The following is a 25,438-nucleotide window of genomic DNA, read 5'->3' as shown; positions in this document are numbered from 1 at the left end:
TTTTTACATCAATTACGTATAGGAGGACTGAGAATGAAAACAAGAAAACTACTTCTTTTATGGATTTATAGGGTGATATTTATTTTAGCAATTATTATATTATCATCATTTATTGGTTCTAATACGATTTTGGTTGCGTATGCAGACGAAACGATCACAGGAGCAATAGAAGAGACTTATAAGGAAACTAATACAGAAGAAATTTCAGGACAAGATGATCAGGACCTAGAAGAAGGATCTGTGGCAGAAGAAGGAGAAGAAATAGAGGAAACAGAATCAGGAAATGAAACTGAAAGGATTCAGGAAGATGGTCATACACAAGAAGAAAATGCGAAGAATGCAACAACACAAGATGAGATAGAAAACATAGATATTACCCTGGAAGAATGCATTAAAGAATTGGTCAAAATTTTTACACCTACAGAAGAGAATGAAATTGTTGATGATTATATCATATTTGGAGAAAATCAGGGATATTTAAAAGGGATTCCCAATAGAAAAAAAGATCAGGTCCTTACAAGAGGAAATTTAGCAAGAATAATGTGCAATGTCTTAAATATTCAGCCGATTTATTCAAAAGATCCTCTGTTTAGTGATATAAAAGGCCAATTGAATGAAGAATACATAAAAGCAGCTTACGCAGAATATTTGTTTGATGGGATCAATCAAGGAGAATTTGGATACAATCATGCTGTAAAAACAGAGCATTTTGAAATTATTTTAGACCGCATAAAAAGTTATAAAGCAAATCCTCAGGCATTTAAGGGAAAAATGAAAGCAGTATCTGGCACAAATAAAGCAGAAAAGATTAAGAAACTTTTATCCATGACCACTTATAAAAGTGCTGCGAAGAAAATAGACTCTGGGACATATATGGGAATTTTAAAGAAAAATCAGTCCAAAGTTTTTATCAACGGCTATCAGATCCCATCCTTTATATATAATGATTCAACGGTGATCTTTTTATCTGATTTAAAGCAATATGGCTTTAATTTGGACTGGAATGATGCGCTTAAAGCCATTTGCATACAAAGGGCTAAGGATCAGGCAATAACAGGATTGTCTACAGAAGAAATAAAGAAAAGAGAAGAAAGTTTAGTAAACCATAAGGTGGTTTACACAAACACATCTGTTTACATAGGAAATAGAAAAATTCCCTGTTATAGTGTAAATAATTCTTCATTAATATATGTTAATGATTTATCTCTGTTTGGAAGTGTGGAATGGAATGGAAAAGAAGTAAAACTGACTTTAAACAATGATATGACCAACGACGGACTGAATGTCAAATTGCTGGGCAATAAAGTGTATAATTGCAATAATGCTTCCATCGATGTGGAAATCGTCCACCTTTGGTATGATGAAAAAAGCAGATCTTTCAGTACGGATGAAGATATATTTTACAGCATTCCTAAGAATGGTTCTGAAACCATCCACCTGGAAAAATATGCATCATACGAAAAGAAAGCTTATATAGGAACAATCATTAAAAAGACCAGCTTGTCAGTAAATCCTCTGTACGAGAAAGACATAAACTATTATAAATCCCAAAGAGTGATTGATTATGTGTGTGGTATTTCAAAAGACTCGGATGAGAATCTTTTTTCTCTGGTAAAACCTTCAATTATTATTGGGACAATGAAGCGATCGGTGGGTGGTTTTACTAAAGGAGAAAAAGTGGAAATTTTATACGGAGAGGACGGAAGCTGGTATCAATGCAAAAGTATGTCCACAGGAAAAACAGGAAGGATTCCTTGGGGTTCCGTTTCCATCCCCCCGGACCCTCCTACCAATAAAAATCGAATGACTAAAGAACAACTGGAAACATATGTGAACAAAAAAGGATTTACAAGTCAAACCAATTATTTTGTATGGACAGATTTAGACAGACAAATTACTCATGTATTCCAAAAAGAAAATGGAAGATGGAAACTGCTTCGCAGTATGCTTTGCTCTACGGGACGCAATATTACTCCCACCCCCAGAGGCTTTTTTACAATCAAAGAACGAGGCGCGTACTTTGGAAAAGGATATATGTGCAAAAACTGGGTTCAGATTTGGGGGGACTACTTATACCACTCGGTGCTTATGGATGTAACTGGTACTTATGTTTTAGAAAATAATGTTTTAGGGAAAAGGGCTTCCCATGGTTGTATAAGATTTTCTGTTGAAGACAGCAAATGGTTTTATGATACCATTCCAAGAAATACAACTGTGTGGATCAATTAGTCTTCTTTTTGGCAAGTTCCTTTAGCTTTTTAGAAATTTTAATGCTTGAATATATTTCTTGATATTGTGTGGAATTCAGTTCTTCAATGTAATTTTTGACATAGTTTTTTGAGCTGATTCCATGAGCCAATACGAAATCCACAGCTTTATTATAGGCTATGGCAGCTTTAACAGGAGAAGAGTAAACTCCTATGGTCCAGGTGCCATGTATATTGATTCTGGCCACATAAACCAATTTGTTTTTTCTGAATTCCTGGCATACGCCGTAGTAAGGATTTATGATTTCTATATTATAATGTCTGAAGTCATATTCGTCCCCATTTTTAAAGCGATAATCCCTGTCTTTAACGGCAAAATTTCTGATACCATAACGGTTTAAAATATTTTGTTGAAATCCATAGTCATTGACATAAAAATACCCGTTTTTCCTGTGAATTTTATGGGAAGCATAATAGAATAAATCGTCTGCATCAAATTTAAGTTCTGTCTGAGGATCTAAATAATAGGAAAAATAATATTTATGCAGGTAAATGGGATTTCCGAAATAGTAGCCATTATCTCTGAAATTATGGAGAATGACCCATTTTTCAAAAGAAAGTATATGATCCTCACAATAACCTAAAAGGGTTGTGTTTTTATTAAAAAAGATCTCATATGCTTCCAGATAAGCTTTATGTGCCAGCTCAGGGTTTTTGAAGCTTCCTAAGCTAATATGTTTGTTTTTATAAGTAATGGATGAGCGATAGTATGCTTCTCCATTTTTTTTATATGCTTTAAATACACCTTTTAATTTTTCCATAAGATCCCCCTAAAAATTAAACTGTATCTTTACTATACCATAGGACAAAAGATTTATAAATCCGACATTAGACTTGACACGAACGTTTGTTGCCGTTACTCTAATGAGAGAAAAGAAGAAAGAGGAGCTTTACTTATGGCAAAAAATAAAAAAGAAAACGGATATGGAAATGATAGTATATCATTATTAAAAGGAGCTGACCGCGTAAGGTTAAGACCCAGTGTCATATTTGGTTCTGACGGACTAAGTGGGTGTCAGCATGCATTTTTTGAGATCCTTGCCAACGCTATTGATGAAGCAAGAGAAGGTTTTGGAAGCAGAATAGAAGTCACATTATTTAAAGACTATTCTATAATGGTTCGTGATTACGGGCGAGGAATTCCTCTGGACTATAATGAAAAAGAAAAAAGATACAATTGGGAATTGGTTTTTTGTGAGCTTTATGCCGGAGGGAAATACGATAATAATTCCGGAGAAAATTATGAGTTTAGTTTAGGTTTAAACGGCCTTGGAAGCTGTGCTACTCAATACAGTTCAGAATATATGGATGTTACCGTATACAGAGATGGCTACAAATATGACCTGCACTTTGAAAAGGGCAATAATGTCGGAGGTATGAAAAAGGAAAAATGCGCTCCGGGATACACAGGAACCATTATAAAGTGGAAACCGGATATAGAAGTGTTTACGGATATTCGCATACCGATTTCTTATTTCCAGGATACATTAAAAAAACAAGCCGTTGTTAATGCAGGATTAACCTTTGTATTAAAGGATGAATTTGAAAATAAAACCTACGAATACTGCTATGAAAACGGAATAATAGATTATATCAGGGAGATCAGCGACAATAAAAACTTTTCCTCCATTCAATTTTTCGAAACGGAAACAAAAGGAAGAGACCGGGAGGATAAGCCAGAGTATAAGGTTAAAATGCAGATTGGTTTTTGCTTCAGTAATGAAATTAATTTACTGGAGTATTTTCACAATTCCAGTTTCTTAGAGTATGGCGGGGCACCGGACAAGGCGGTAAAGAGTGCCTTTGTATATGCTATTGACCAATATCTGAAATCAGAAAATAAATATAATAAAAATGAAAAGAAGATTACTTTTACGGATGTTCAGGACAGCTTGATTTTAGTCAGCAATTCTTTTTCCACGATTACAAGTTATGAAAATCAAACTAAGAAAGCAATTACCAATGTTTTCATTCAGGAAGCGATGACTTCTTTCCTTAAAAAGCAATTGGAAGTTTACTTTATAGAAAACAAAGACGAAGCAGAAAGAATTGCCAATCAGGTACTGATCAATAAAAGAAGTCGTGAAAAAGCAGAAAAAACTCGAATTGACATCAAAAAGCAATTAGGAGGCAAGATAGATGTTGTCAATCGGGTTAAAAAATTCGTTGATTGTCGGACTAAGGATGTTTCAAAAAGAGAACTCTATATTGTTGAAGGAGATTCAGCCCTCGGTTCTTGTAAAATGGGAAGAAATGCAGAGTTTCAGGCAATAATGCCAGTCAGAGGCAAGATCTTAAACTGCCTTAAAGCAGACGACCACAAAATCTTTAAAAGTGAAATCATAACAGACCTCTTAAAAGTCCTGGGCTGCGGAGTAGAGCTTCACAACAAACATACCAAAGATCTTCATACCTTTGATTTAAACAAGCTCAGGTGGAATAAAATCATCATATGTACCGATGCCGATGTGGACGGGTATCAAATTCGTACATTGATTTTAACCATGCTGTATCGAATGGTACCTACTTTAATTGATAAAGGGAAAGTCTATATTGCTGAGACGCCCCTGTATGAAATCAGAATGAAGCATAAGACCTATTTTGCTTATAATGAGGCAGAAAAAAACCGCATTTTGTCTCAAATTAAAGGGAATTATACCATTCAGCGTTCAAAAGGTCTTGGTGAAAATGATCCCGATATGATGTGGGAGACTACGATGAACCCTGAGACCAGAAGGCTGATTCAAGTACTTCCGGATGATATAGAATTAACAAAGCAGATTTTTGAGATGCTGTTAGGAGACAATTTAACGGAAAGAAAGACCTATATTTCTGAATATGGTCATCTTTATCTGGATCATACGGACATCATATAAGTGTTATTTAAATCTAAACGAGTATTTATAATTTTTGACTTTTAAGATGCAAAAGGAGCAAAATCATGGGGGAAACATTAATTTCTACACAAAAGATTACCGATACCTTAAAACAAAACTATATGCCCTATGCCATGAGTGTTATCGTATCCAGGGCAATTCCGGAAATAGATGGCTTTAAGCCCGCCCACAGAAAACTTTTATACACCATGTATAAGATGGGATTGCTGCAGGGTGGAAAAACCAAGTCAGCCAATATCGTTGGACAAACCATGAGGCTTAATCCCCACGGGGACCAGGCAATCTATGAAACCATGGTCCGTTTAACTGTTGGGGCAGAGACCCTTTTAGTTCCCTTCATAGATTCTAAGGGGAATTTTGGGAAACAGTATTCAAGAGACATGGCATATGCGGCACCCAGATATACAGAAGCCAAACTGGCTCCGATCTGTAAAGAACTCTTTGCGGATATCGACAAAAATACTGTGGAATTTGTTGATAATTATGATGGAACCATGAAGGAACCAACGCTTTTACCCACAACATTTCCCAATATATTAGTGAATCCCAACCAGGGAATTGCCGTAGGGATGGCAAGCAATATATGTTCATTTAATTTAAGGGAAGTATGTCAGGCCACTATAGCATATCTAAAGAACGAAAAAACCGATGTCTGCCAGTATTTGAAAGCTCCAGATTTTCCTGGCGGAGGGAAAATCATATATAATGGAGAGGAAATGAGAACGATCTATGAAACCGGACGGGGGAGCTTCAAAATCCGCGCTGTTTACAATTATGACGCAAAAAATAATTATATTGAGATTACTCAGATTCCTTATACTACTACGGTTGAAGCCATTATTGACAAATTAGTAGATTTAATTAAAATAGGAAAAATAAAAGAAGTAAACGATATCCGGGACGAAACCGATTTAGGAGGACTCAAATTAACCCTGGATTTAAAAAGAAATACCGACCCTGATGAACTGATGAAGAAGCTTTATACCCTGACGCCTTTGGAAGACAGTTTTAATTGTAATTTTAACATACTGATTGACGGGCATCCCAGGGTTATGGGGATTAAAGAAATTTTATCCGAATGGATTAAATTTAGAATCAAATGTATTCGCAGAAAATCCCAGTTCGAACTGGACAGAAAGTCAGAGAAATTGCACTTGCTTTTGGGGCTTGAACAGATTCTCCTGGACATCGACAAAGCCATTAAAATCATTAGAGATACAGAAAAAGAAAAAGATGTTGTACCGAATTTAATGGCAGGATTTCAGATTGATGAAAAACAAGCAGAATTTATTGCAGAAATAAAACTTAGAAATTTAAACAAAGAATATATCTTAAAGCGTATAGCAGAAGCCGATACTTTAAGAAAAGAGATTGAAAGTCTGAAGAAATTGATTCAGGATGATAAAAAGATCAAAAAAGTGATCGAAAAAGAACTTCAAAGAATAGAGAAAGAATATGGGGAACCAAGAAAAAGTGAAATCATCGAAGAAGAGAAGATTACTTCAATTTCTAAAGAAGATTTGATTGATGACTATGGGGTTAAAATCTTTTTGACAGAACATCAGTATATCAAGAAAATTTCTCATGCATCTTACAGAGCCAATTCAACTCATGCATTAAAAGATGGAGACAGAGTTTTACAAGAAATTGAAGTGAATAACAAGGGAGATATCTTATTATTTTCTGACAAGCAAAATGTCTACAGAATTAAAGCCTATGAACTGGAAGATTGCAAAGCCAGCAATTTAGGGGATTATCTTCCCAATGTATTGGAAATGGAAGAGGATGAGCATATTATTTTTATTTCCGAGGGAAATACTTATGCAGGCTATATTCTTATTGCTTTTGAAAACGGTAAGCTCATCAAGATACCGCTTAAATACTATGAAACCAAGCAGTATAGAAGAAAACTTGTTGGTGGTTTTTATGGCCGTTCCAAATGTGTAAGAATTCTTCCTGTTATGGAGGATATAGATATTTTACTTGTACGAAATGATGAAAAAGCTGCTCTTATTAACACAAGTCTGATTCCTGTTGGCAGGCAAAGACAAGCGGCAGGTGTCCAAAGTTTAAAAATGGGCAAAAAGACTTTTCTTAAAACAGTTCTTGCTCCTGACGAATATGATGAGACGGATATGGGGGCATTAAGAGCCAAAGAATTGCCGGCACAAGGTAAAGAGGTTAATACACAGCTTAAATTAAATCTATAGAAAGGTATGGATAAGGATGAAAGACGATGTTAAAGAAATTTTATTTACTGAAGAGGAAATTGCAGTTAAAGTAAAAGAATTAGGACAGCAGATCTCTGAGGATTATAGGGGAGAAGACCTTACGGTAGTAGGTATTTTAAAGGGTTCTAATATCTTTATGGGGGATTTGATCCGAAAAATTGATATTCCTCTTTCTATTGATTTCATGGTTGTATCCAGCTATGGACAATCCACAGAAAGCAGTGGAGTAGTCAAAGTACTCAAAGACTTGGAATACAGTATTGAAGGAAAAAATATTCTAATCGTTGAAGACATCATAGATACAGGTTTGACTTTAGATTATTTAAAGGAAAATTTGTTTAGAAGAAAGCCGAAGTCTTTGAAAATATGTACACTTTTGGATAAGCCTGCTCGAAGAAAGGTCGATTTAAAAGTGGATTACGTTGGATTTGAAATTCCTGATGCATTTATCGTTGGCTATGGAATAGATTATGCTGAAAAATACAGAAATCTACCATACATAGCAGTTTTAAAAGAAGAGGTTTATGAATAAAAACAGCTCCATTTTGGGAGCTGTTTTGCTGTCTCTATTATTTTTTCATAGAAGGCATATTTCTTCCATAAAAGATTTCTGCCATTTCTTTTTTGAGCTTTTGAATGATCTTTTGTTTTTCTCTGGGAAGCAAATCTTTCTTGTCTACACCAAAAAGATAATTGTTCAAATCAAATTCTCTCAGAAGCATTTTTGTATGAAAAGTGTTTTCCTGGTACACGTTAACATCGATCATTTGGTATCGATTTCTTGTATCCGGAGAGATATAGTTTTGTATTGAATTGATTTTATGGTCAATGAAGAGCTTTTTACCATGAATATCTCTGGTAAAGCCTCTTACACGATAATCAATTGTCATAATGTCAGAATCAAAACTGTGAATAAGATAATTCAATGCTTTAAGAGGAGAGATTTGACCGCAAGTTGATACGTCAATATCAGCACGAAATGTACTGATTCCATCATCTGGATGGCTTTCGGGATAAGTGTGCACTGTAATATGACTTTTGTCCAGATGTGCCACTACCGCTTCTGGAAGAGGTCCCGGAGATTCGTGTTTTGCTGATGCATCCGGAGGAACAACTTGTCCTTCAGAAATCAGCATTGTTACGCTGGCTCCCTGGGGTTCATAATCTTGCTGAGCAATATTTAAAATATTAGCCCCTATAATGTGTGCAACATCCGTAAGAATTTTGGTTAGACGTTCCGCATTATATTGTTCGTCAATATATTTGATATAATTTTTGCGGTCTTCTTCTGTTTTTGCATAACAGATATCGTACATGTTGAAGCTTAGGGTTTTTGTCAAATTGTTGAATCCATAGAGCTTTAACTTTTTGATAGGTCTAATTTCCATTTTTTCTCCTTTCCCTTTACCATATACTACAGTTTTATTCTTATTTTATCTCATCTGCATAATTATAAACATAAAATAACAGTTACTCAATAATTTTTTTATAAATTTTAATACTTTGTTCAAAATGACAATAAATTACATCAAACAACAAAATACATTAATTGTTTGACAAAGAAATAACCATATCATATACTTAGTATGTAGAATACTGCAGAAAGAGGAGTGACTATGGTTATAGTTGAAGTGTGTATAGGAACCGATTGCCATTCAAAAGGAGCTTATGAACTTGTCAGAGCATTAAAATCATTGGTTAAAAAGAATAATCTCAATGATCAAGTTGTGATTAAAGGTACCTTTTGTGTAGGTCATTGTACCAAAGCTGTATCCGTCAAAGTCGATCATGATAGAATTTACTCCGTTGAGCCAGAAAAGGCAGAGGAGTTTTTTAATGAATGTATTAAGGGAAATTTAGAATTATGCAGAATATAATATAGGTTTTATTTTTTTTGGATATGTACATACTAATTACAACTACATATAAGAAAGGAAAATGATAGTGAAAAATAATCCCATCGCTTTAATTACAATGGAAAGCGGTAGCCAAATCAAATTGGAACTCTATCCTGATGTGGCACCGAATACAGTGAATAATTTTATTTCTTTAGCTCGAAAGGGATTTTACGACGGATTAATTTTTCATAGAGTCATTAAAGGATTTATGATTCAAGGTGGCGACCCGCAAGGAAGTGGAATGGGCGGGCCCGGATACAGCATCAAAGGGGAATTTAAAACTAATGGGTTCAATAATACGTTAAAACATACAAGAGGCGTTATTTCCATGGCCAGAGCTCAAAATCCCAATTCAGCCGGTTCTCAATTTTTTATTATGCATGAAGACGCTCCCCATTTAGACGGACAGTATGCTGCATTTGGAAAAACAATAGAAGGTTTTGATACTATTGATGAGATTGTCAGTGTAAAAACAGATTATTTTGACCGACCAATTGTAGAGCAAAGAATTAAAACCATCACGATAGATACTTTTGGAGAAGAATATCCGGAGCCTGAAACACTATAAAAAAATCCATCTGCTAATAAGGCAGATGGATTTTTTTATACCCGTTGATGTGCTTCTTTACGAATAAAGCTAAATTTATGAAGAGGTATACGGTAGATTACAATATACAGTACCAAACTCATTAATAATCCATACATTACATCAAGAATAGAATGTTGCTTAATCATCATTGTAGACATAATGATTAAGATTGTGACAATAGCAGAGGCAATTTGAAATTTTTTAATCTTGCCCAATTTCTCATTTTTTCTGAGAGCGATAAATACCCCCATAGTATCTATAACATGTATACTGGGAGCAGAATTGGTCGGATTGTCTATACTATAAATCAAAGTAATCAGCTGTGTGAAGATATTGGTCTTTGTGATCACAGGTCTTAGATTTTGTCCATTGGGGAAAATAATAAATATAATGTAGCAAATGGTCATTCCCCCAAACATAAAAAGGGCAAGCCTGTAAAAATCGTTTTTATTGGTAAAGCCTAAATAAACAAGGGAAGCAGTAATTAATATATACCAAAATACATAAGGTACCACCATGATGGGGACAAAAGGAATATAGCGGTCAATAGGATGGTACATGTAATATTTGGGTACAGTGATTTTATTTAATAATTGGTAACCAAGTAAAATAACTAAATAATAAAGCAGGATCAGAAAATGACGGTTATTGCTTAAAAAGACTTTTACTTTATTCATGGCTTTTTAAGGGACCTCCTTAATAAATGTAAAATATTTGCTCCACACAGTATAAACTATTTATTATAAAAAATCAATATCACTATAAAACGTTAAAAACCTCTCAAAATGGAAATAATGATAAAAAAAGGATTCGAGAGGTGAAATAAAGTGAGTAAATATGATAATGCAAAAGCCATGAGAGAACTGCGAAAAAGAAGAAAAATGAAAAAATTATGTACACGATGTGGAAAACCTGTGGAAGGGGAACATGTTCAGTGCAATGCATGCAGAGAATATTGTAAAATGTATGCATTGCTGCATCCAAAAGAAAAAGTCATTATTCGCAGTCTTAAAACATGGGAAGTAAAAAACAAAAAGTTGTATCGATTATTGCTTGAAAGAAAGATGACCATTCCCCAGTTGGCACAAATGGTGGGAGTATCTTCCCGAAGTGTGGACCGATGGGTTTTTGAAGGTTCCATTCCTAAGCTGGAAAATCGGGAAAAGGTCAACGCTTGCCTGAATGCAGAAGTATTTGACGTTGAAGCTTAAAGTTTGACAGAAAGGATATGAAGAGGTTTTAAAATGACTTCTACTCGGTGAATATGGGGTGTTTTTTCCCTTACATATTGAATAACCAGTTGTTCCAGTAAAGCCTTGTCTGGAAGTTCTAACAGACAAGGCTTTAAATATACAATGGCATAGGTTTCTTTACTGGTGGTTATAGTTTTATACGAATCAAACAAATCCATTTCAGAATTCCTTTCTGTATCTTGATGATATTTACGATGAATGGATGATCGTTTATAATAATAATTTATAACAAGTTATGGGAGGAATCGGAATGAATATTTCCATACGAAAAGCAGTAAAAGAAGATATTAAGGCGATTGCAGAAATTTATAATGATGCCATTTCTAACAGTACTGCCACATTTGATCTGGAAGAAAAAACTTTAGAAGACAGAAAACAGTGGTTTAAAGAGCATGATCACAATTACCCCGTTATTGTAGCAGAATACGAAGGAAGTGTTGTAGGGTATGGGTGTCTTTCCAGCTTTCGGCCTAAGCGGGCTTATGACAGTACCGTAGAACATTCTGTTTATATCCATAAAGATTTCAGAGGCAAAGGCATTGGGACTCTAATATTGTCAGAGCTTATTAAACTGGCATCGGATTTAAAATACCATGTTATGATAGCTGTGATCACAGAAGGTAATGAGGACAGTATACGTCTTCATAAGAAATTTAATTTTGAGTATGCAGGATGTTTAAAAGAAGTAGGATATAAATTCAATCAGTGGCAGAGCATACTTTTTTATCAATTACTTCTGTAATATAAAGTATGCGGTTTAATTCTTAGTTTTTGTATTCTGATGAAGCATATAGCGATTAATTTTTTCATCAGGAATAATATTTCTGTAGAAAGTTACCATACAGCCTGCAGTGGTGCGTTCAGCCAGAGGAAGAATACATCTTGTTGTACGATAAAATCTTTGTTCGTCATCTTCTATAATTCTGAACTTTTTGTAAAGTTTTATTGCTGTTCTGGCATTTAATTTTATATATTCTTCTAATGAATCCAGAACATAAGCGCCTTTTTCCACTTTGAATTCTTGTATATATTTATAGGTTCTTTTTACAAAAGTTTCATATTGCTTATGATGATCCAAAAGCCGCACATTGGCATGTTGGGGAATGACCAAGTCCTGCAGGATGTGAAGGGCCGCACCAAAATAGAACATAGCTTTATTCTTTTCGTTAATTTTCCAGAGATGAATGGCGTCATTATAATATTTAACGGATAAATCAAATGCATTTCTTCTTCCGTAGAGTCCTTTTTTGGTATAAGGATTATAAAAATGGCCGATACTTTTGAAATCCTGATCTGCCCAAACGGCTCCTTCGTTGATTGAGTCCAGATATTCGCTAAATAGGCTATATTCTTTAATATAGCCGTCATTTTTTAATATATTCAGTGCAGCAGCATTAATAAATTTATGAACCTGACATTGCGTTTTAATCACAGATTTTTTTAAGGGATTAATTACAGCAAAGGAAATGCGAAGAAAATTACCATATGCAGATTCCAACAGACTCATAGAATCACCCTTATCATTAAAATTACTCTTAGTTTTCTCAAAAAATAAGAATTTATAAGTTGGATCCCTTATTACATAGATTTAAATATTAAACTAAAATGAGCATGTCTGATAAAAATTTTTATAGAAGTGAATAATAAATTATCATTAGGATATAATATAAGTAAAGGTATCACAATTATAAAAAATTTAAAATTATTTTTCGAAATTACATTGACATTCATTCAAATGTGTGATACCTTAAAATAGGCGATATGCCAAATAATAAATAATTGTTTTGGAGGATTTTAAATGAAAAAAGGTACAGTTAAATGGTTTAATGCAGAGAAAGGTTTTGGCTTTATTTCTGTAGAAGGAGAAGATGACGTATTCGTACATTTCTCTGCTATCCAAGGAGACGGTTTTAAAACTTTGGAAGAAGGTCAAGCGGTAGAATTCGAAGTAGTTGAAGGCGCTAGAGGACCTCAGGCAGCGAATGTAGTTAAATTATAATAATAAAGCATTATTATATATTTAAATATATATCGCTACACATAAAATACCACCCGTAAGGGTGGTTTTTTGATGCAAAAAATTCAAAAAAAAGTTATAATTTATCAATTTTTATGATATAATCTAAGCAAATTTTTTATAAAACATTTTAGGAGGATTTCTGATGAATTTATTAAAATATAAAAGTACAAGAGGAGGACAAAGTGATATCTCTTCAGCTTATGCAATTGTACAGGGAATTGCAAAGGATGGAGGATTATTTGTTCCGGAAGCTCTGCCTAAATTGGAATATAGCTTAGAAGAATTAAAAGGAATGTCTTATCAGGAATTGGCTTATTGCATTATGAAGCATTTTCTGACAGATTTTACTGAAGAAGAATTAAGAGGATGTATTGACAAGGCATACGATCAGAAGTTCGATACTTCTAAAATAGCTCCATTAGTGAAAAAAGATGGTGTATTCTTTTTGGAATTATTCCACGGACCGACTTTGGCGTTTAAAGATATGGCGCTGTCTATCCTGCCTCATTTATTGACAACGGCAGCCAAGAAGCTGAATATTGAAAAGGAAATTGTCATTTTAACCGCTACTTCAGGAGATACAGGAAAAGCAGCTCTGGAAGGATTTGCAGATGTAGAGGGGACAAAGATAATCGTATTCTTCCCTCAGGATGGTGTCAGTGAAGTTCAAAAACGCCAAATGACGACTCAGACTGGGGATAATACATATGTCATAGGCATTAAAGGAAATTTTGATGATGCCCAAAATGGCGTAAAAGAAATTTTTGGCGATGCTGAATTTAATAAATACTTAGATGAAAGCAATTATATGCTTTCATCAGCTAATTCGATCAATATAGGCCGTTTGATTCCCCAGGTGGTTTATTATTTCTATGCATATTTTCAAATGGCAGAAAGTAATGATATAACTTTGGGAGAACAGGTCAATGTGGTAGTGCCCACAGGAAACTTCGGTAATATCCTGGCTGCTTACTACGCAAAGCAAATGGGATTGCCTATAGGCAAACTGATTTGTGCTTCCAATGACAACAAGGTATTGTATGACTTCTTTAATACAGGGAAATATGATAAAGACAGAGAATTTATTCTTACGATTTCACCTTCTATGGACATTCTGATTTCCAGCAATTTAGAAAGACTGATTTATCAGATTACCGGTGAAGATGCGAATAAAACAAAAGAATTAATGGAAAGCCTTAAAGCAAAGGGACATTATGAGATAGATGATGCAATGAAGGAAAAATTGGCTGACTTCTACGGAGGTTTTGCAACTCAGGAAGAAACTACCATTCGAATTAAAGAGCTCTTTGAAGGTACAGGGTATCTCATAGACACTCATACAGCAGTAGCTTATTCCGTATATAAAGATTATGTGGATCAGACAAAAGATACGACTAAAACGATTATAGCATCTACTGCGAGTCCTTATAAATTTACAACCAGTGTTATGGGGGCATTGGATAAAAAATATGAAGCTTTTTCGGATTTTGAATTATTAAAAAAGATGAGTGAATTAACCAAAAACAGCATTCCGGAAAGTATCAAAGACTTAGACAAACGTCCGATCCTTCATACAACAGTATGCAGTAAAGACGAAATGAAAAAAGTTGTGGCAGAAATTTTAAAATAAAAAATGAACATGGTGCCGGGCACCATGTTCATTTTTTATTTTTCAATGATTTCTTCTAAGGCATCCAGAAGTTTTTGATTTTGCTCTGGAAGTAAGAAGCAGAATCTCATATAACTTGAATTCAGGAAAGGAAAACTGCTGGCATCTCTGATGATCATATGCTTTTCAATCAGTTTTTCGAAAATCATAGAAGAAGTAATATCGTTCCTTAACAGTTTAAAAAGAACAAAATTTGCACAGGGTTTATAGACCTTAATATTTTTCCAATCTTTAAGAGTATTGTAGATCTTGGTTCTTTCAGAATGAATCAGTTTTTTTGTTGCGGAAATATATTCTGAGTCTTCCAGCATAATCCCGGCCCCAAAGGAAGCCAATATATTAATGGTCCAGGGGTTTTTAATTTCATTCATTCGCCTAATCAGTTCAGGATTGCCGCATATGCCATATCCGAAACGTAATCCGGGTGCTGAGAAGAATTTGGATATTCCTCTTAGAATCATCATATTATCATAGGATTTTGATAAAGGTACTGCGGTGATTTCATCCATGTTTTCAACAAACTCGATATAGGTTTCATCAATCATAACATATATGTTTTTTGATGCACAATAATCAAGAATAATACCGAGATCTTTTTGCGATATGTAAGAACCTGTGGGATTATTAGGATTACATATAACCAGCAAATTGATTTCATCGGACAAATGGGTTTTAAGATTCTCGATATCCAGTTGGAAGTTTAATGTTTCTTTTAAAGGATAGTATTCTGCCTGTCCTCCGTTTAGAAATATTTCTCTTTCATATTCAGAATAGGTTGGCCCAATGATTAGAGACTTTTTAGGATGAATGAGTGTAATAAAAAGAGAAATAAGTTCTGTTGAACCGTTTCCTACCAATATGGATTCAAAATCTGCTCCGGTGTATTTGGCAATTTTTTGGCGGAGCTGAGTGTATTTACGGTCTGGATAAGTAGAGATCAAATCCAGGTTTTGTGCCAGTTCTTTTTTTGCCTTAGGCGAAATACCCAAAGGATTTACATTGGAACTAAAGTCCATGAGCTGATTTCTGGAAATCCCGTAGTGTTCTTCTATGGATTCAAGGTCTCCACCATGTTGGTAATGTTTAGATTTTTCCATGATTGTCCCCTCTTCATGAATATATTTTTTATTACATAGGAAATTCTTTGGATTTCTTATGCAATAAAAAGCCCTCAGGGCAGGATGTACCTTTGCGTAAATGAAATTTTATCGATTTTGTCGGTTACGCTTGTGAAAAGAGTTTACTAAGCCAAACTCTTTCTAATATTATACATTAAAATGTATTATAGTAAAGAACAATTGTTTTAATCATGGAAAACTATAATGGATTCGGATATAATAATAAATGGAAGATTAGTTTGAGCCAATCTTGGAGAGTCGGAGGGATTATATTGGAGAACAGTAGGTATAAAGTTATGAAGGAAGATTACATTGAGGCATCTCCAATACTTTCTGTTTCTATACAAGAGATAGAGATAGAGGTTTCGGCTTTTAGTATATATACCGGAGCAATAAAAATCAATAATATTGGGGAAGGACAGCTTAAAGGAAGAATTCTCTCCAAAATGGATTATGCTCAGTTTACTCCAAAGGAATGGCAAAATAATGAGCAGGTGATCCTATACCGCATCGATACACAGGAAATGATGTGGGGAAAGCAATACGAGGATGTTTGGTTGATAGAATCCAATGGAGGAGAACATGAAATCTTTGTACATATTCATATCACAAAACCTCTATTGACTATTGACGAACAGAATGTCATCTCCGACATGAAAGAGTTTTCAAAGTATGCCATGGAACATTGGAATATTGCAAAGGATGTCTTTTTTTCTCCTTTATTTTCTAATTGGTTATCCCAGAATAATGATTTAGAATCTCAACGGATTTATCAACAGCTTTCAATGACGCCTCATACAGACTGGGCTCTGGAATATTTTCTGAGACTGTCAGGATATAAGCAAAAGCCTAACTTATCGGTTCAGGACCAAATAAGAAAAGTAGAGATTTATCCTACGGGAGAAAAATTTATTGAAAAAGGTATAGTCATCCATAAAAGTGGATGGGGCTTAATGGACATTCAATTAGAAACCAATGTAAAATGGATTCGTTTTTCTAAATCTCATTATACCCATGAAGATTTCAGAAAAGACAAATTGATCATCAATTATGAAATTATTCCGGATAAAATAATACATAAGAAAGATTTTGGATATATTTATATTATTTATGAAGATGCAAAAATAGAGTATGAGGTTCGGGTAGTTAAAAAAGATGTTTTCAACATTATCCTGCCCAGGGATACTTTTAATAAAGAAGATAAAGGATTGTTGATCATTGAGAATAAAACTGGCCATGATGCCATGATCCAAATTACTCCCCATGAACCCTGGATACAATTCGAATCAAAAAAATACCTGATTGCTAAAAGAGCAGAAATTCCTTTCAGGGTTCGGCTAACAGGCTGGGATAAACTGGCGATGGGGAAAAGACCTTATTATGAAACCATGGTCCATATCGGGGCTCAGGCTAAATCATACAAATATGAAGAAGATGTTTTGGTAAAAATCAATGCCTTTAACCTGGAAGTTTTGATCGATCAAGAAGAAAAGTCAGAAACCGAAAAAAAGGACGAAACATTTTCCGGCAACAACCTTGCCACTGCCATGACTTATTGGATTGAAGGTCAGATCAAAGATGGGGCGAGCACTGATTATTATCTTAAAGCGCTTAATTTATTAAATGCAATATATATCGAGAATCCTGCTGATTTAAAAATAGGTCTGTTAATTATTGAATTGAATCTTCGTCTAGAAAATTATGATGAAGCATATGGCTTATTAAAGAATTACTTAAAGTTAAAGAAATACTTTAAGTCTGCAGATCAAACGATTTTAGGAATTATTTATTATTTTAAGGCATTATTGGATTATTATCGCGGAAAGCATATGTCTATACAAAAGTCTATCAAAATTTTTGATGAGTGCTTAAAAGAGCAAAAGACCGGCGTATTATACTATTTAAAAGCCAAGTTGGAAAAAGAATTATTTAACGAAGATTATAATGAAATCAAATATTATTATGAGGCCTATACCCATGGATTTAGAAGTCCGTTATTGTATTTGGATGTATTTCGGTTGTTTTGTTCCAATTACAGCAGCTTTTATAATATGAAGGATATGGTCAGGAATACTTTTATCTGGGCAATAAGATATCAATTGATTGACGATAGCAGCATAAGGGTATTTGCCGGCTGGATGCTCCAGAATCAGGCTGATTTTAGAATACCTAAGTCTTCTATTGAGCAGATTCATTACAAGCTGGATACTGATGAGACTTTAAGTTTACTGTGTAATACATATATGAATGAAGATCAAAAAGATCCACATGTTCTTGAGATTTATGAAAAGGCAATAGAAAGAAGAATTTATGTTAAAGGAATCTACCAGGCTTATTTAAAAACGGCATACGCCCTTGATATCCGGGATATTCCTTTATCCATTCTTCAAAACGCATTGCTTAAAGAAACCTTTGATGAACCATTAACAGCTTATATTTATTCTCTTCTTTGTACCAATAGTCAATATAAGATGCTTTTGCAGATGCATTATAATAAAATCCTTCTATTTGGAGAAAATTCCCTTAGGAACAACAGAAAGGGAAGATACTATATAGATATTTATTTAAAAATGCTCGAGAGAAATCCTACGAATCATTTGCTTAAAAAAGTTGTTTTAGAGCATCTGTTTTTGTATGAAATCCACGTGAAATGTCCACAGGTGAAATATCTTTGGATCATGGAAAAAGAAAAAGCCAATATGGCTACCTATATAGTCAACAGAGATATTTTATATGTAGAAGCAGCTTCTTCTGATGTTAATAGCTTAACGATTCTTTGTGTCGGCCAAAGACAAAAGAGTTTTTACTCAAAAGACTGTATTGAGATCAAAAAACTCATTCACGACGTACCTTTTGAATTATTATTGGAATATTACGAAGAAGGTCATAAATCGATAGATTTATTGATTGCACTTACTGACTATTTTATAGCCCAGATAGAAGAAAACAAAGAAATATCTTCATTTCATAAGGCAGAGCAAATTATTACGGAGTGTTTGGAAAACAGTGCTTTATCGGATGATTTCAGAAGAAAAACTTCGGCAGCTTTAGGCAGTTTGCTTGCCCGAAGCAATCATTCGGAAAAAGCGGCACCGTATTTCAAGCTGCTAAATCCGGCCCATTTACCTCCTGCTCAAATAGAAGAAGGAGTAAATGCCTTACTTGAGAAAGATGAAACGCATTTAGCAGTTCAGTGGGCAAAAAAATATAATGAAATCAATGAAAGCACGAAGATTAAACTGGTTAAGAAATCTATTGAACAGGGAATCCAGCATGCTATTATCCTCAATGCAAGTTATGAATTACTCATAGAAGGACAATACGACAAAACTATAGAAGTATATCTTCTGAATCATTACGAGGGAAAACTAAAGGATTGGATTGCATTAAGAGAGGCATTGATTTTATCAGATCAACCGACGGTTGATTTAGATAAAAAAATACTGGAAAAGGGTATCTGGATCAGGGGATTAAGCGAAGATTTAGAAAGAGTGTTTTTATCATTATTTGAAAAAGAAAAGACATCGCCAATGATTCATGAATTTATAGATTATTGCAGTTATGAGATTTTGGTTAACAATAAAGCAGTTTCTAAGGATACTTTGAAAATATTTGAGGAGGTATTTTCAGATACAAAGGATATGGTTCTGGGTTCAGCCATGCTGCATGTTTATCCGAAGTTTCAGATGTATACGAATGATAAAATCATACGCCCTATTTTTGAATGGATGAAGGAAAAACAATTTATTTTCCCGATTGTTAAAGAAAATAAAGACAAATTTCCGTATTTTTCGTATATAGAACAGAATATTCCCTTTATTCACCGCACAAAAGGGGGAAGAGAAGTGACTTTCTGCTATAAGATTCAGGGATTCCCCTTAAACCGTAAAAAGATGTACCCCGTGGCTTTTAATTTATATGCCGTTTGTGTATCTTTATTCTATCATGAAGATATGGAATATTATATTGAAGAGCTGGATGAAGAAGGGAATTGTGTTTTGTCGGAAGTATATTCCTATCATTATGATGTGAAAGCTTTAAATGATGATGTCAAAGAAGTATATTGTCAGTTGAATAATGCCATCATTTACAGTGAAAACATGGAAATGGAAAAAGCAGAAATGATTTTGGAAAACCTGATTTATGAAAATCAAAGAAATCATACGGGCTATTTATTATAGCTCAGTGAATATAAAGGAGGAGCTTTTTATGGGAACATTAGGATTAGATGTGGAAAGAGGCCTGTTTTTAGGGATTGATTTTGGAACAACCAACTCAGTTGTCAGTGTATATGATTTTAAAGAAGGTCAGGCTCAAACCATTCCGATTGATGGAAGCAATATTTTCCCGACCGCCATTCAATTTGAAACCGATCCGGACGATCCTGACAAATTGTCCAGGATTTTTGGAATTCAGGCGAAGGAAGCTGCAATCATATATCCTCAAAGTACTGTGTTGTCTGTGAAACGTTTGTTGGGCAGTGATGAAAAAATTAAAATTACAGTGGATGATAAAGAATATGAATTTACTCCGGAACAGATAGCCGGAGAGATCTTGGGCTACTTAAAGCAGAAAGCAGATGAGTACGCTCAGGAAGAACTCAATATAGCCGGAGAATTTTCAGGCTGTGTGATTACCGTACCTGCCAATTCTACGGACAAACAAAAGAAGATGACCAAAGAAGCGGCAAAACTGGCTGGCTTTGATGAAGACAATATCTATCTCAGACTGGAACCTGCCGCTGCAGCCATTTCCTATGCTGTAAACGAAAGAAAAGATAAAAAGGTATTGGTATATGACTTTGGCGGAGGTACCTTTGACGCCTGCGTACTGGATATAAAGATGACAGAGGCAGATGAGCCTACGATTTCTATCTTAAGCACCTATGGAGATAATTATCTGGGTGGTAACGATATAGACAAAATCATCATGGATATGATTTATGAAGAATTTAAGAAAATGACCAATGAAGAAATTGATTTGTTTGATTTAAATGCTGATGATGGTGTTTCAAAAAGGCAAAAGACTACGGCATTAGTGCGTCTGGCTCAGGTAGCAAATCAGGCCAAGGAGAGACTTTCTTCTGCCAAATCAACTAAGGTGGTATTGGCTCCATTCATTCAGGAACCAAAAATCATCAATATTAATATGGAAATCACGAGAGAAGCCTTTTTAAATCATAAAAGAGTCAATCGTCTGGGTGATCCCGATGAACTGTTTGAAAAAATGGAGGGGAAATCCGTAGAAGATTTGATTAACAGAACCATTGAATGCATCGATGAATGTCTGAAATCTGCTTCACTGAAATCTGAAGATATTGATGAGATTTTTTTAGTGGGAGGTTCATCTTCTATTCCGAGAATCAGGGAAAAAATCAAAGAGAAGTTTAATAAAGAACCTTTCAAATCCCGCATAAGTCCTGCATTAAGTATTTCTCAGGGAGCAGCTTATTATTGCAATATGATTATGATGCCTACGGTAAAAGGGCCGGTTGTTCATGAAAAGACCATTCACCCCTTAGGTCTTGAAATAGCAGGAAGAAGATTTATGGAAATTGTAAAAAGCGGTATGGATATACCAAAAGAAGGCCTTACGGTGGAAGCAGAGGAGCTTCTTATGACGAATTTTGACAATGTAACCAGCATGGCAATTGTTGTATATGAAAACACAAAACCCTCCGGAGACGAAAAGAAGACCTGTTATGTAACAGAAGAGGGAATGAAACGCCTGGCAGGCACCAGCTTAAGAGGTATTCCTCCTAGACCAAGGGGAGAAGAGAAAGTCAAGGTAATCTTTCATGTTGGACAGGATAACATGCTTAAGGTGATGGCTAAAAGTATGAGTACAAGTGGGGTAGAAACAGAACTTTCTGTGGATGATTTGTACTAGTCATTCGGCACAATGGATATGGGCGAAATAAAGGAGGATCAATATGATAAAGGATTACCCCCCTCTTTTACAAAAAAGCAGCGAATTAGTCGAAGCCTGGAGAAAAACCCTTCAGGCTTTTGATCAATTTAGTAAGCAAAGTGTAAAAGGTTGTTTTTTTCATATGAAAATGAAGGTGATGTTAAAAATTCTTCATCACCTGAGTGAAGAAAATAAACTGTCGATATACGATGAGAAAATCTTCGAGTATTTCGACCATTTAATGAATCATTATCAAAAAACCATTCAGTTATTCCAGGATAACGAACAGGAGATTAAAACAGGAAAGGCAAAGGAGATTTTAAGCGGCATCTGTACTGTCCTTTCTTCTCAGTTGAAGCAATTTAGAGAGAATCAGATGGTAGAACAGGGAATCAGTGATCCTAAGGCCAGTGTAAACCCAATTAAAGCAGAAAAAGAAAAATTTCTAATGGATGAAAAGATCAATATTTTAAATCAACTGGATGATCTTGAGGACCAATGGACAAAGGAAGAAATGGAGAAAACCCTGCTTAGTCTCAGAAAACATCTGATAGATTTAGCAAAGGATGATACCCAGCAAGTTCAATGCGTTAAAGAAATATACGAAGGATTAATTCAAAACTTAAAAGGGCCTTTGTATAAATGTTATGCTAAAAAGTCCAAAAAAGGGATCGAGAAATTAAATGATTTCCATTTAAGAAAAGCTGCTAACTTCTATTATGAGTCCATAAAACAAGAAAAAGAAAATGTCGAAGCTATTATAAAAATTCAAGTCAATGCTCTGGAAGAAGAAATGAAGAATGAAGCTTATGAAGACAGAGAACAGCAAATCATACAGGAAATACTGCATACCATAAGAGAAGCTTATCAGCATTTGGGGAAAGAAATAGAAGAATTGGAGCAGTTTTTTAAAGAAGCAGAAAAGCAGCCCAATAAGATCCATATATCCAGTCCGGAAGAATTTGAAACCTATCTTAAGGTTCAGGGAATGGATGCTTACGTCAATGACCTGAATGTAAAAAGTAAACTAAACTATAAAGACAGAGAAATCGTCGAGTTTAATGAAAACTATAATGCTTTTAATCAAATATGGAATGAATTTAAGAAAGAGCTTTTCAATCATTATAATGACAAAATAAATCAAGATAATTTACTGAGAAGAATTGATCTTAAGCTTCAAAACAACATGGAATTAAGCCAAAAGATTATACAGTCTTTTTCAGATTTCTACGAAAAAACCAAAAAAGGAGCAGGAGAAATCGTAGAAACAGAGTATACTCCCATTATAGAAGGTATTGGAGAAACGATCCATATCAAAATAGAAAGTCTTAAAGAAAGTTTAGAGCTTTTCTCTGAGATAAAAAATGAAATGCTTCAACGGGCCAGTGAGGAATTTAAAGAGTTTATCTCAGAAAAAGACTTTGAGAAAATTACGGAAGATCTGTTTGAAAAGTTCATGATTGAGTCCATGAATGAGTTTCCTCTGGAAGAATCTGATTTTACTAAAAAGCAACTGGCTTTTCTGGATGGTAAAGAAGAAGAGGGTATGGCGTTTTTATCGGATAGATTGCTTCGCAGGCAAGAAAAGATCGAGCAGGAAGCAGATAAAAAAATTATTAAATTTTTAAGAGAGCATTTGCTGTTTGAAATGAGCACTTATGAAGAGATCATCAACTATTCTGTTTCGAAGCTCAGAGAAAGCCAGGAAGATTTTATCATTACCTATGTAAAAGAGATTGATGCGCTTACTCATTCCATTGAAGAAATTTTAAAAGCATATAAAATTGAATTTATTCATCCAAATCCTCATGAAAAGTTTAATGGAAAAGAACATGAAGTACTCATGGCAGAGGTAAGAGAAGGGTTCCAAAAAGGTGAAATTATCAAAACCATGAATAAAGGATATATGTTAGACGGCCAAATCATATTAAAGGCGAATGTGATAGCAGGCAAATAGCGAGGATGGCGTATAAATGAGCTGGAAAATATTTAAAAAGCAAATAGCGTCTGTGGAATTTAATGATGAAACCAAATTTATCTTGGGCATCGATATAGGTACGAAATCTACCAAGGTTGCTATTTGGAATGTTAATAGAAAACAAGCAGAATTAATCGATATGAGTGGAGGCTACGGAAATCCTTCCATCCCGACGGTCATGCAGTATATACCAGAAAACAGAGAATGGGTTTTTGGAGAGTATGCTCTTTTGAATAAGGGATATTTTGAAGACATTACCATACACAACATACTTTCCAGGCTGGGAACTAAGGAACTTATCGATATTAGCGGAAAACCTATGAATATTCCCAGTTTGTTAAGCAGATATATTAAAGAAGTTATAGAAATGTGCAAAAATATTAACCCCAATGGAGAAGTCGTTGGGGTAGTTGCTGCGGTGCCGGATTACTTCTCTGAAGGGGCTAAAGAAGAACTGACAAGAGCTTTTTCCATGGCAGGGTTGGATAAAGCTTTAATAACCCTTATGAGTTACAGAGAATGTATATTAAGATATCTGAATTTTGAAGAGCCATTAAACCAAGAAGAGAATATATTATTTATTGATTATGGAGGCCAGCAGATTAGAGGGGGATTAATTCAAATTAATCCTAAAGATGAAGTGAATGTTGAAGCTGAAAGTTTATCATTTATGTTTGATTCTTCCCTGGGCGGGAAGAGGATTGATCAAATACTTAAAGAAATATTTATCAAATTCTACTGTAATGAAGTGGGGATTTCAAAGACTCAGTTAACAGAAGATATTCTGCATCAGATCGAAGTATTTGCTTATCAAAACAAGAGTCTCTTATTCCAAAATTATTATAAAAGGAAGCCGACAAAACTATACTTTAATTTCGCCTATCCGGCTTTTCAGAAGACAGTTTCCGTTGAAGATTTGGACCAATGGATCGAACCGTTTGCAGAGAATATTAAAGATTTTATTTCGTCCCTTTTGAATAAAACCATTTATGGCTCGATTGGAAAAGAGAAAGTTCAAAAAGTGATTGCTGTTGGCGGCGGTTTTGAAATGAACTGGATGAAAGAGCTATTAGAAAATGAATTCACAGGGATACCCATTATATGTCCCAAGGAATCTGAAGGAACTGTTGCTTTGGGAGCATGTATCGGTGCTGCTTCTTACTTAGGGATTTTACCTGAACAAATGATTGACTTATCGGATCGCCATCAATTAACTTCAGACATAGGGATCAAAGGCATCTATGAAAAAGAACTTAGGTTTATACCTTTGATTGAAAGAAATACATTTTGGTGGCAGAAATCTAAGCCCAGGATTTTTATACTAGATTTAGAAGGACGCAATACTTTAGATATTCCCATATATAAACGAAATGAACAGGGAGAGATTATCCCTATTCATACGATACAGCTTAAAAATCTGCCCGAAAGGCCCTCCCGGACAATACGCTTGAAATTTTCAATGGAGTTCAGACAATACGATCAGATTGAGACAGAGATCAGAGACTGTGGCTTTGGAGAATTGTTCCCAGCCTCAGACTTTGCTCAAAAATTTATTATCGGGTTATAATAACATTTTCATTTCTAAGACCAATGAATAAGCAGAGCGAA

General features: G+C 34.7%; 20 protein-coding genes. 14 read left to right on the top strand and 6 right to left on the bottom strand.

The features are described from left to right. The first annotated feature begins 33 nt into the window (after nt 1-33). Complete coding sequence (locus tag JOD07_RS08405) at nt 34-2,229, top strand: L,D-transpeptidase family protein (protein WP_204613456.1); 2,196 nt, start codon at nt 34-36, stop codon at nt 2,227-2,229. On the opposite strand, the gene JOD07_RS08400 is transcribed toward JOD07_RS08405, so the two are convergent. Next, nucleotides 2,222-3,028: a hypothetical protein gene (locus tag JOD07_RS08400; protein WP_158740770.1), complete on the bottom strand. Its 807-nt coding sequence runs from the start codon at nt 3,026-3,028 to the stop codon at nt 2,222-2,224. The two genes, JOD07_RS08405 and JOD07_RS08400, sit on opposite strands and share 8 nt — an antisense overlap. A 135-nt stretch (nt 3,029-3,163) precedes the next feature. Here JOD07_RS08400 and JOD07_RS08395 point away from each other — a divergent pair, with 135 nt between their 5' ends. The 3 genes from JOD07_RS08395 to hpt all read left to right on the top strand — a co-directional run bounded on the left by JOD07_RS08395 (nt 3,164) and on the right by hpt (nt 7,927). Further along, nucleotides 3,164-5,143 (top strand): DNA gyrase/topoisomerase IV subunit B, encoded by a 1,980-nt coding sequence (locus JOD07_RS08395; RefSeq protein ID WP_204613454.1) that lies wholly within the window; start codon nt 3,164-3,166, stop codon nt 5,141-5,143. Nucleotides 5,144-5,208: 65 nt separating this feature from the next. Continuing rightward, a complete protein-coding gene (locus tag JOD07_RS08390; protein WP_158740767.1) occupies nt 5,209-7,374 on the top strand; it encodes a DNA gyrase subunit A in 2,166 nt (721 codons plus the stop codon). Between the two features lie 16 nt (nt 7,375-7,390). Further along, nucleotides 7,391-7,927, top strand: a complete 537-nt coding sequence (gene hpt / locus JOD07_RS08385) for a hypoxanthine phosphoribosyltransferase (RefSeq protein WP_158740765.1) — start codon at nt 7,391-7,393, stop codon at nt 7,925-7,927. Between the two features lie 37 nt (nt 7,928-7,964). Here the strand turns inward: hpt and speD are convergent, their stop codons facing one another. Next, the gene (gene speD / locus JOD07_RS08380) at nt 7,965-8,783 is read right to left on the bottom strand and encodes an adenosylmethionine decarboxylase (protein WP_158740764.1); all 819 of its coding nucleotides are present in this window, start codon (nt 8,781-8,783) and stop codon (nt 7,965-7,967) included. Between the two features lie 228 nt (nt 8,784-9,011). On the opposite strand from speD, the gene JOD07_RS08375 reads away from it, so the two are divergent. Further along, nucleotides 9,012-9,272: a (2Fe-2S) ferredoxin domain-containing protein gene (locus JOD07_RS08375; protein WP_158740762.1), complete on the top strand. Its 261-nt coding sequence runs from the start codon at nt 9,012-9,014 to the stop codon at nt 9,270-9,272. 61 nt (nt 9,273-9,333) lie between these two features. Then, on the top strand, nt 9,334-9,861 hold the full coding sequence (locus tag JOD07_RS08370; protein ID WP_158740760.1) for a peptidylprolyl isomerase: 528 nt from the start codon (nt 9,334-9,336) through the stop codon (nt 9,859-9,861). 35 nt (nt 9,862-9,896) lie between these two features. Here JOD07_RS08370 and JOD07_RS08365 read toward each other — a convergent pair whose 3' ends face one another. Continuing rightward, entirely contained in the window at nt 9,897-10,559 is a 663-nt protein-coding gene (locus tag JOD07_RS08365) for a phosphatase PAP2 family protein (protein WP_158740759.1), read from the bottom strand. Between the two features lie 150 nt (nt 10,560-10,709). Between JOD07_RS08365 and JOD07_RS08360 the strand changes: the two genes are divergently transcribed. After that, entirely contained in the window at nt 10,710-11,093 is a 384-nt protein-coding gene (locus tag JOD07_RS08360; protein ID WP_158740758.1) for a helix-turn-helix domain-containing protein, read from the top strand. Here JOD07_RS08360 and JOD07_RS08355 read toward each other — a convergent pair. After that, nucleotides 11,090-11,293, bottom strand: a complete 204-nt coding sequence (locus tag JOD07_RS08355; RefSeq protein WP_158740757.1) for a hypothetical protein — start codon at nt 11,291-11,293, stop codon at nt 11,090-11,092. The genes JOD07_RS08360 and JOD07_RS08355 overlap by 4 nt on opposite strands. Nucleotides 11,294-11,385: 92 nt before the next feature. On the opposite strand from JOD07_RS08355, the gene JOD07_RS08350 reads away from it, so the two are divergent. Continuing rightward, on the top strand, nt 11,386-11,877 hold the full coding sequence (locus JOD07_RS08350; protein WP_158740756.1) for a GNAT family N-acetyltransferase: 492 nt from the start codon (nt 11,386-11,388) through the stop codon (nt 11,875-11,877). A 15-nt stretch (nt 11,878-11,892) separates the two neighbouring features. On the opposite strand, the gene JOD07_RS08345 is transcribed toward JOD07_RS08350, so the two are convergent. Next, nucleotides 11,893-12,642: a zinc dependent phospholipase C family protein gene (locus JOD07_RS08345; RefSeq protein ID WP_158740755.1), complete on the bottom strand. Its 750-nt coding sequence runs from the start codon at nt 12,640-12,642 to the stop codon at nt 11,893-11,895. Between the two features lie 291 nt (nt 12,643-12,933). Between JOD07_RS08345 and JOD07_RS08340 the strand changes: the two genes are divergently transcribed. Both JOD07_RS08340 and thrC read left to right on the top strand, forming a co-directional pair. Further along, nucleotides 12,934-13,134, top strand: a complete 201-nt coding sequence (locus JOD07_RS08340) for a cold-shock protein (RefSeq protein ID WP_158740753.1) — start codon at nt 12,934-12,936, stop codon at nt 13,132-13,134. Nucleotides 13,135-13,297: 163 nt separating this feature from the next. Beyond that, complete coding sequence (gene thrC, locus JOD07_RS08335; protein ID WP_204613452.1) at nt 13,298-14,785, top strand: threonine synthase; 1,488 nt, start codon at nt 13,298-13,300, stop codon at nt 14,783-14,785. A 35-nt stretch (nt 14,786-14,820) separates the two neighbouring features. Here thrC and JOD07_RS08330 read toward each other — a convergent pair whose 3' ends face one another. Further along, nucleotides 14,821-15,921, bottom strand: a complete 1,101-nt coding sequence (locus JOD07_RS08330) for a pyridoxal phosphate-dependent aminotransferase (protein WP_204613450.1) — start codon at nt 15,919-15,921, stop codon at nt 14,821-14,823. Between the two features lie 293 nt (nt 15,922-16,214). Between JOD07_RS08330 and JOD07_RS08325 the strand changes: the two genes are divergently transcribed. The 4 genes from JOD07_RS08325 to JOD07_RS08310 are packed head-to-tail and all read left to right on the top strand — an operon-like array spanning nt 16,215 to nt 25,397. After that, nucleotides 16,215-20,123 carry a DUF5717 family protein gene (locus tag JOD07_RS08325; RefSeq protein ID WP_204613442.1) on the top strand — a complete coding sequence of 1,303 codons (3,909 nt, stop codon included), beginning with the start codon at nt 16,215-16,217 and terminating at the stop codon, nt 20,121-20,123. A gap of 28 nt (nt 20,124-20,151) precedes the next feature. Continuing rightward, nucleotides 20,152-21,831: an Hsp70 family protein gene (locus JOD07_RS08320; RefSeq protein ID WP_158740746.1), complete on the top strand. Its 1,680-nt coding sequence runs from the start codon at nt 20,152-20,154 to the stop codon at nt 21,829-21,831. Nucleotides 21,832-21,874: 43 nt separating this feature from the next. Next, entirely contained in the window at nt 21,875-23,809 is a 1,935-nt protein-coding gene (grpE, locus tag JOD07_RS08315) for a nucleotide exchange factor GrpE (protein WP_204613440.1), read from the top strand. Nucleotides 23,810-23,825: 16 nt separating this feature from the next. Further along, nucleotides 23,826-25,397 carry a DUF5716 family protein gene (locus JOD07_RS08310; RefSeq protein ID WP_158740742.1) on the top strand — a complete coding sequence of 524 codons (1,572 nt, stop codon included), beginning with the start codon at nt 23,826-23,828 and terminating at the stop codon, nt 25,395-25,397. The last annotated feature ends 41 nt before the right edge of the window (nt 25,398-25,438 follow it).

The sequence above is a fragment of the Defluviitalea raffinosedens genome (assembly GCF_016908775.1).
Classification (GTDB): Bacteria; Bacillota; Clostridia; order Lachnospirales; family Defluviitaleaceae; genus Defluviitalea; species Defluviitalea raffinosedens.
This window is presented reverse-complemented; position numbering and strand designations above follow the sequence as displayed.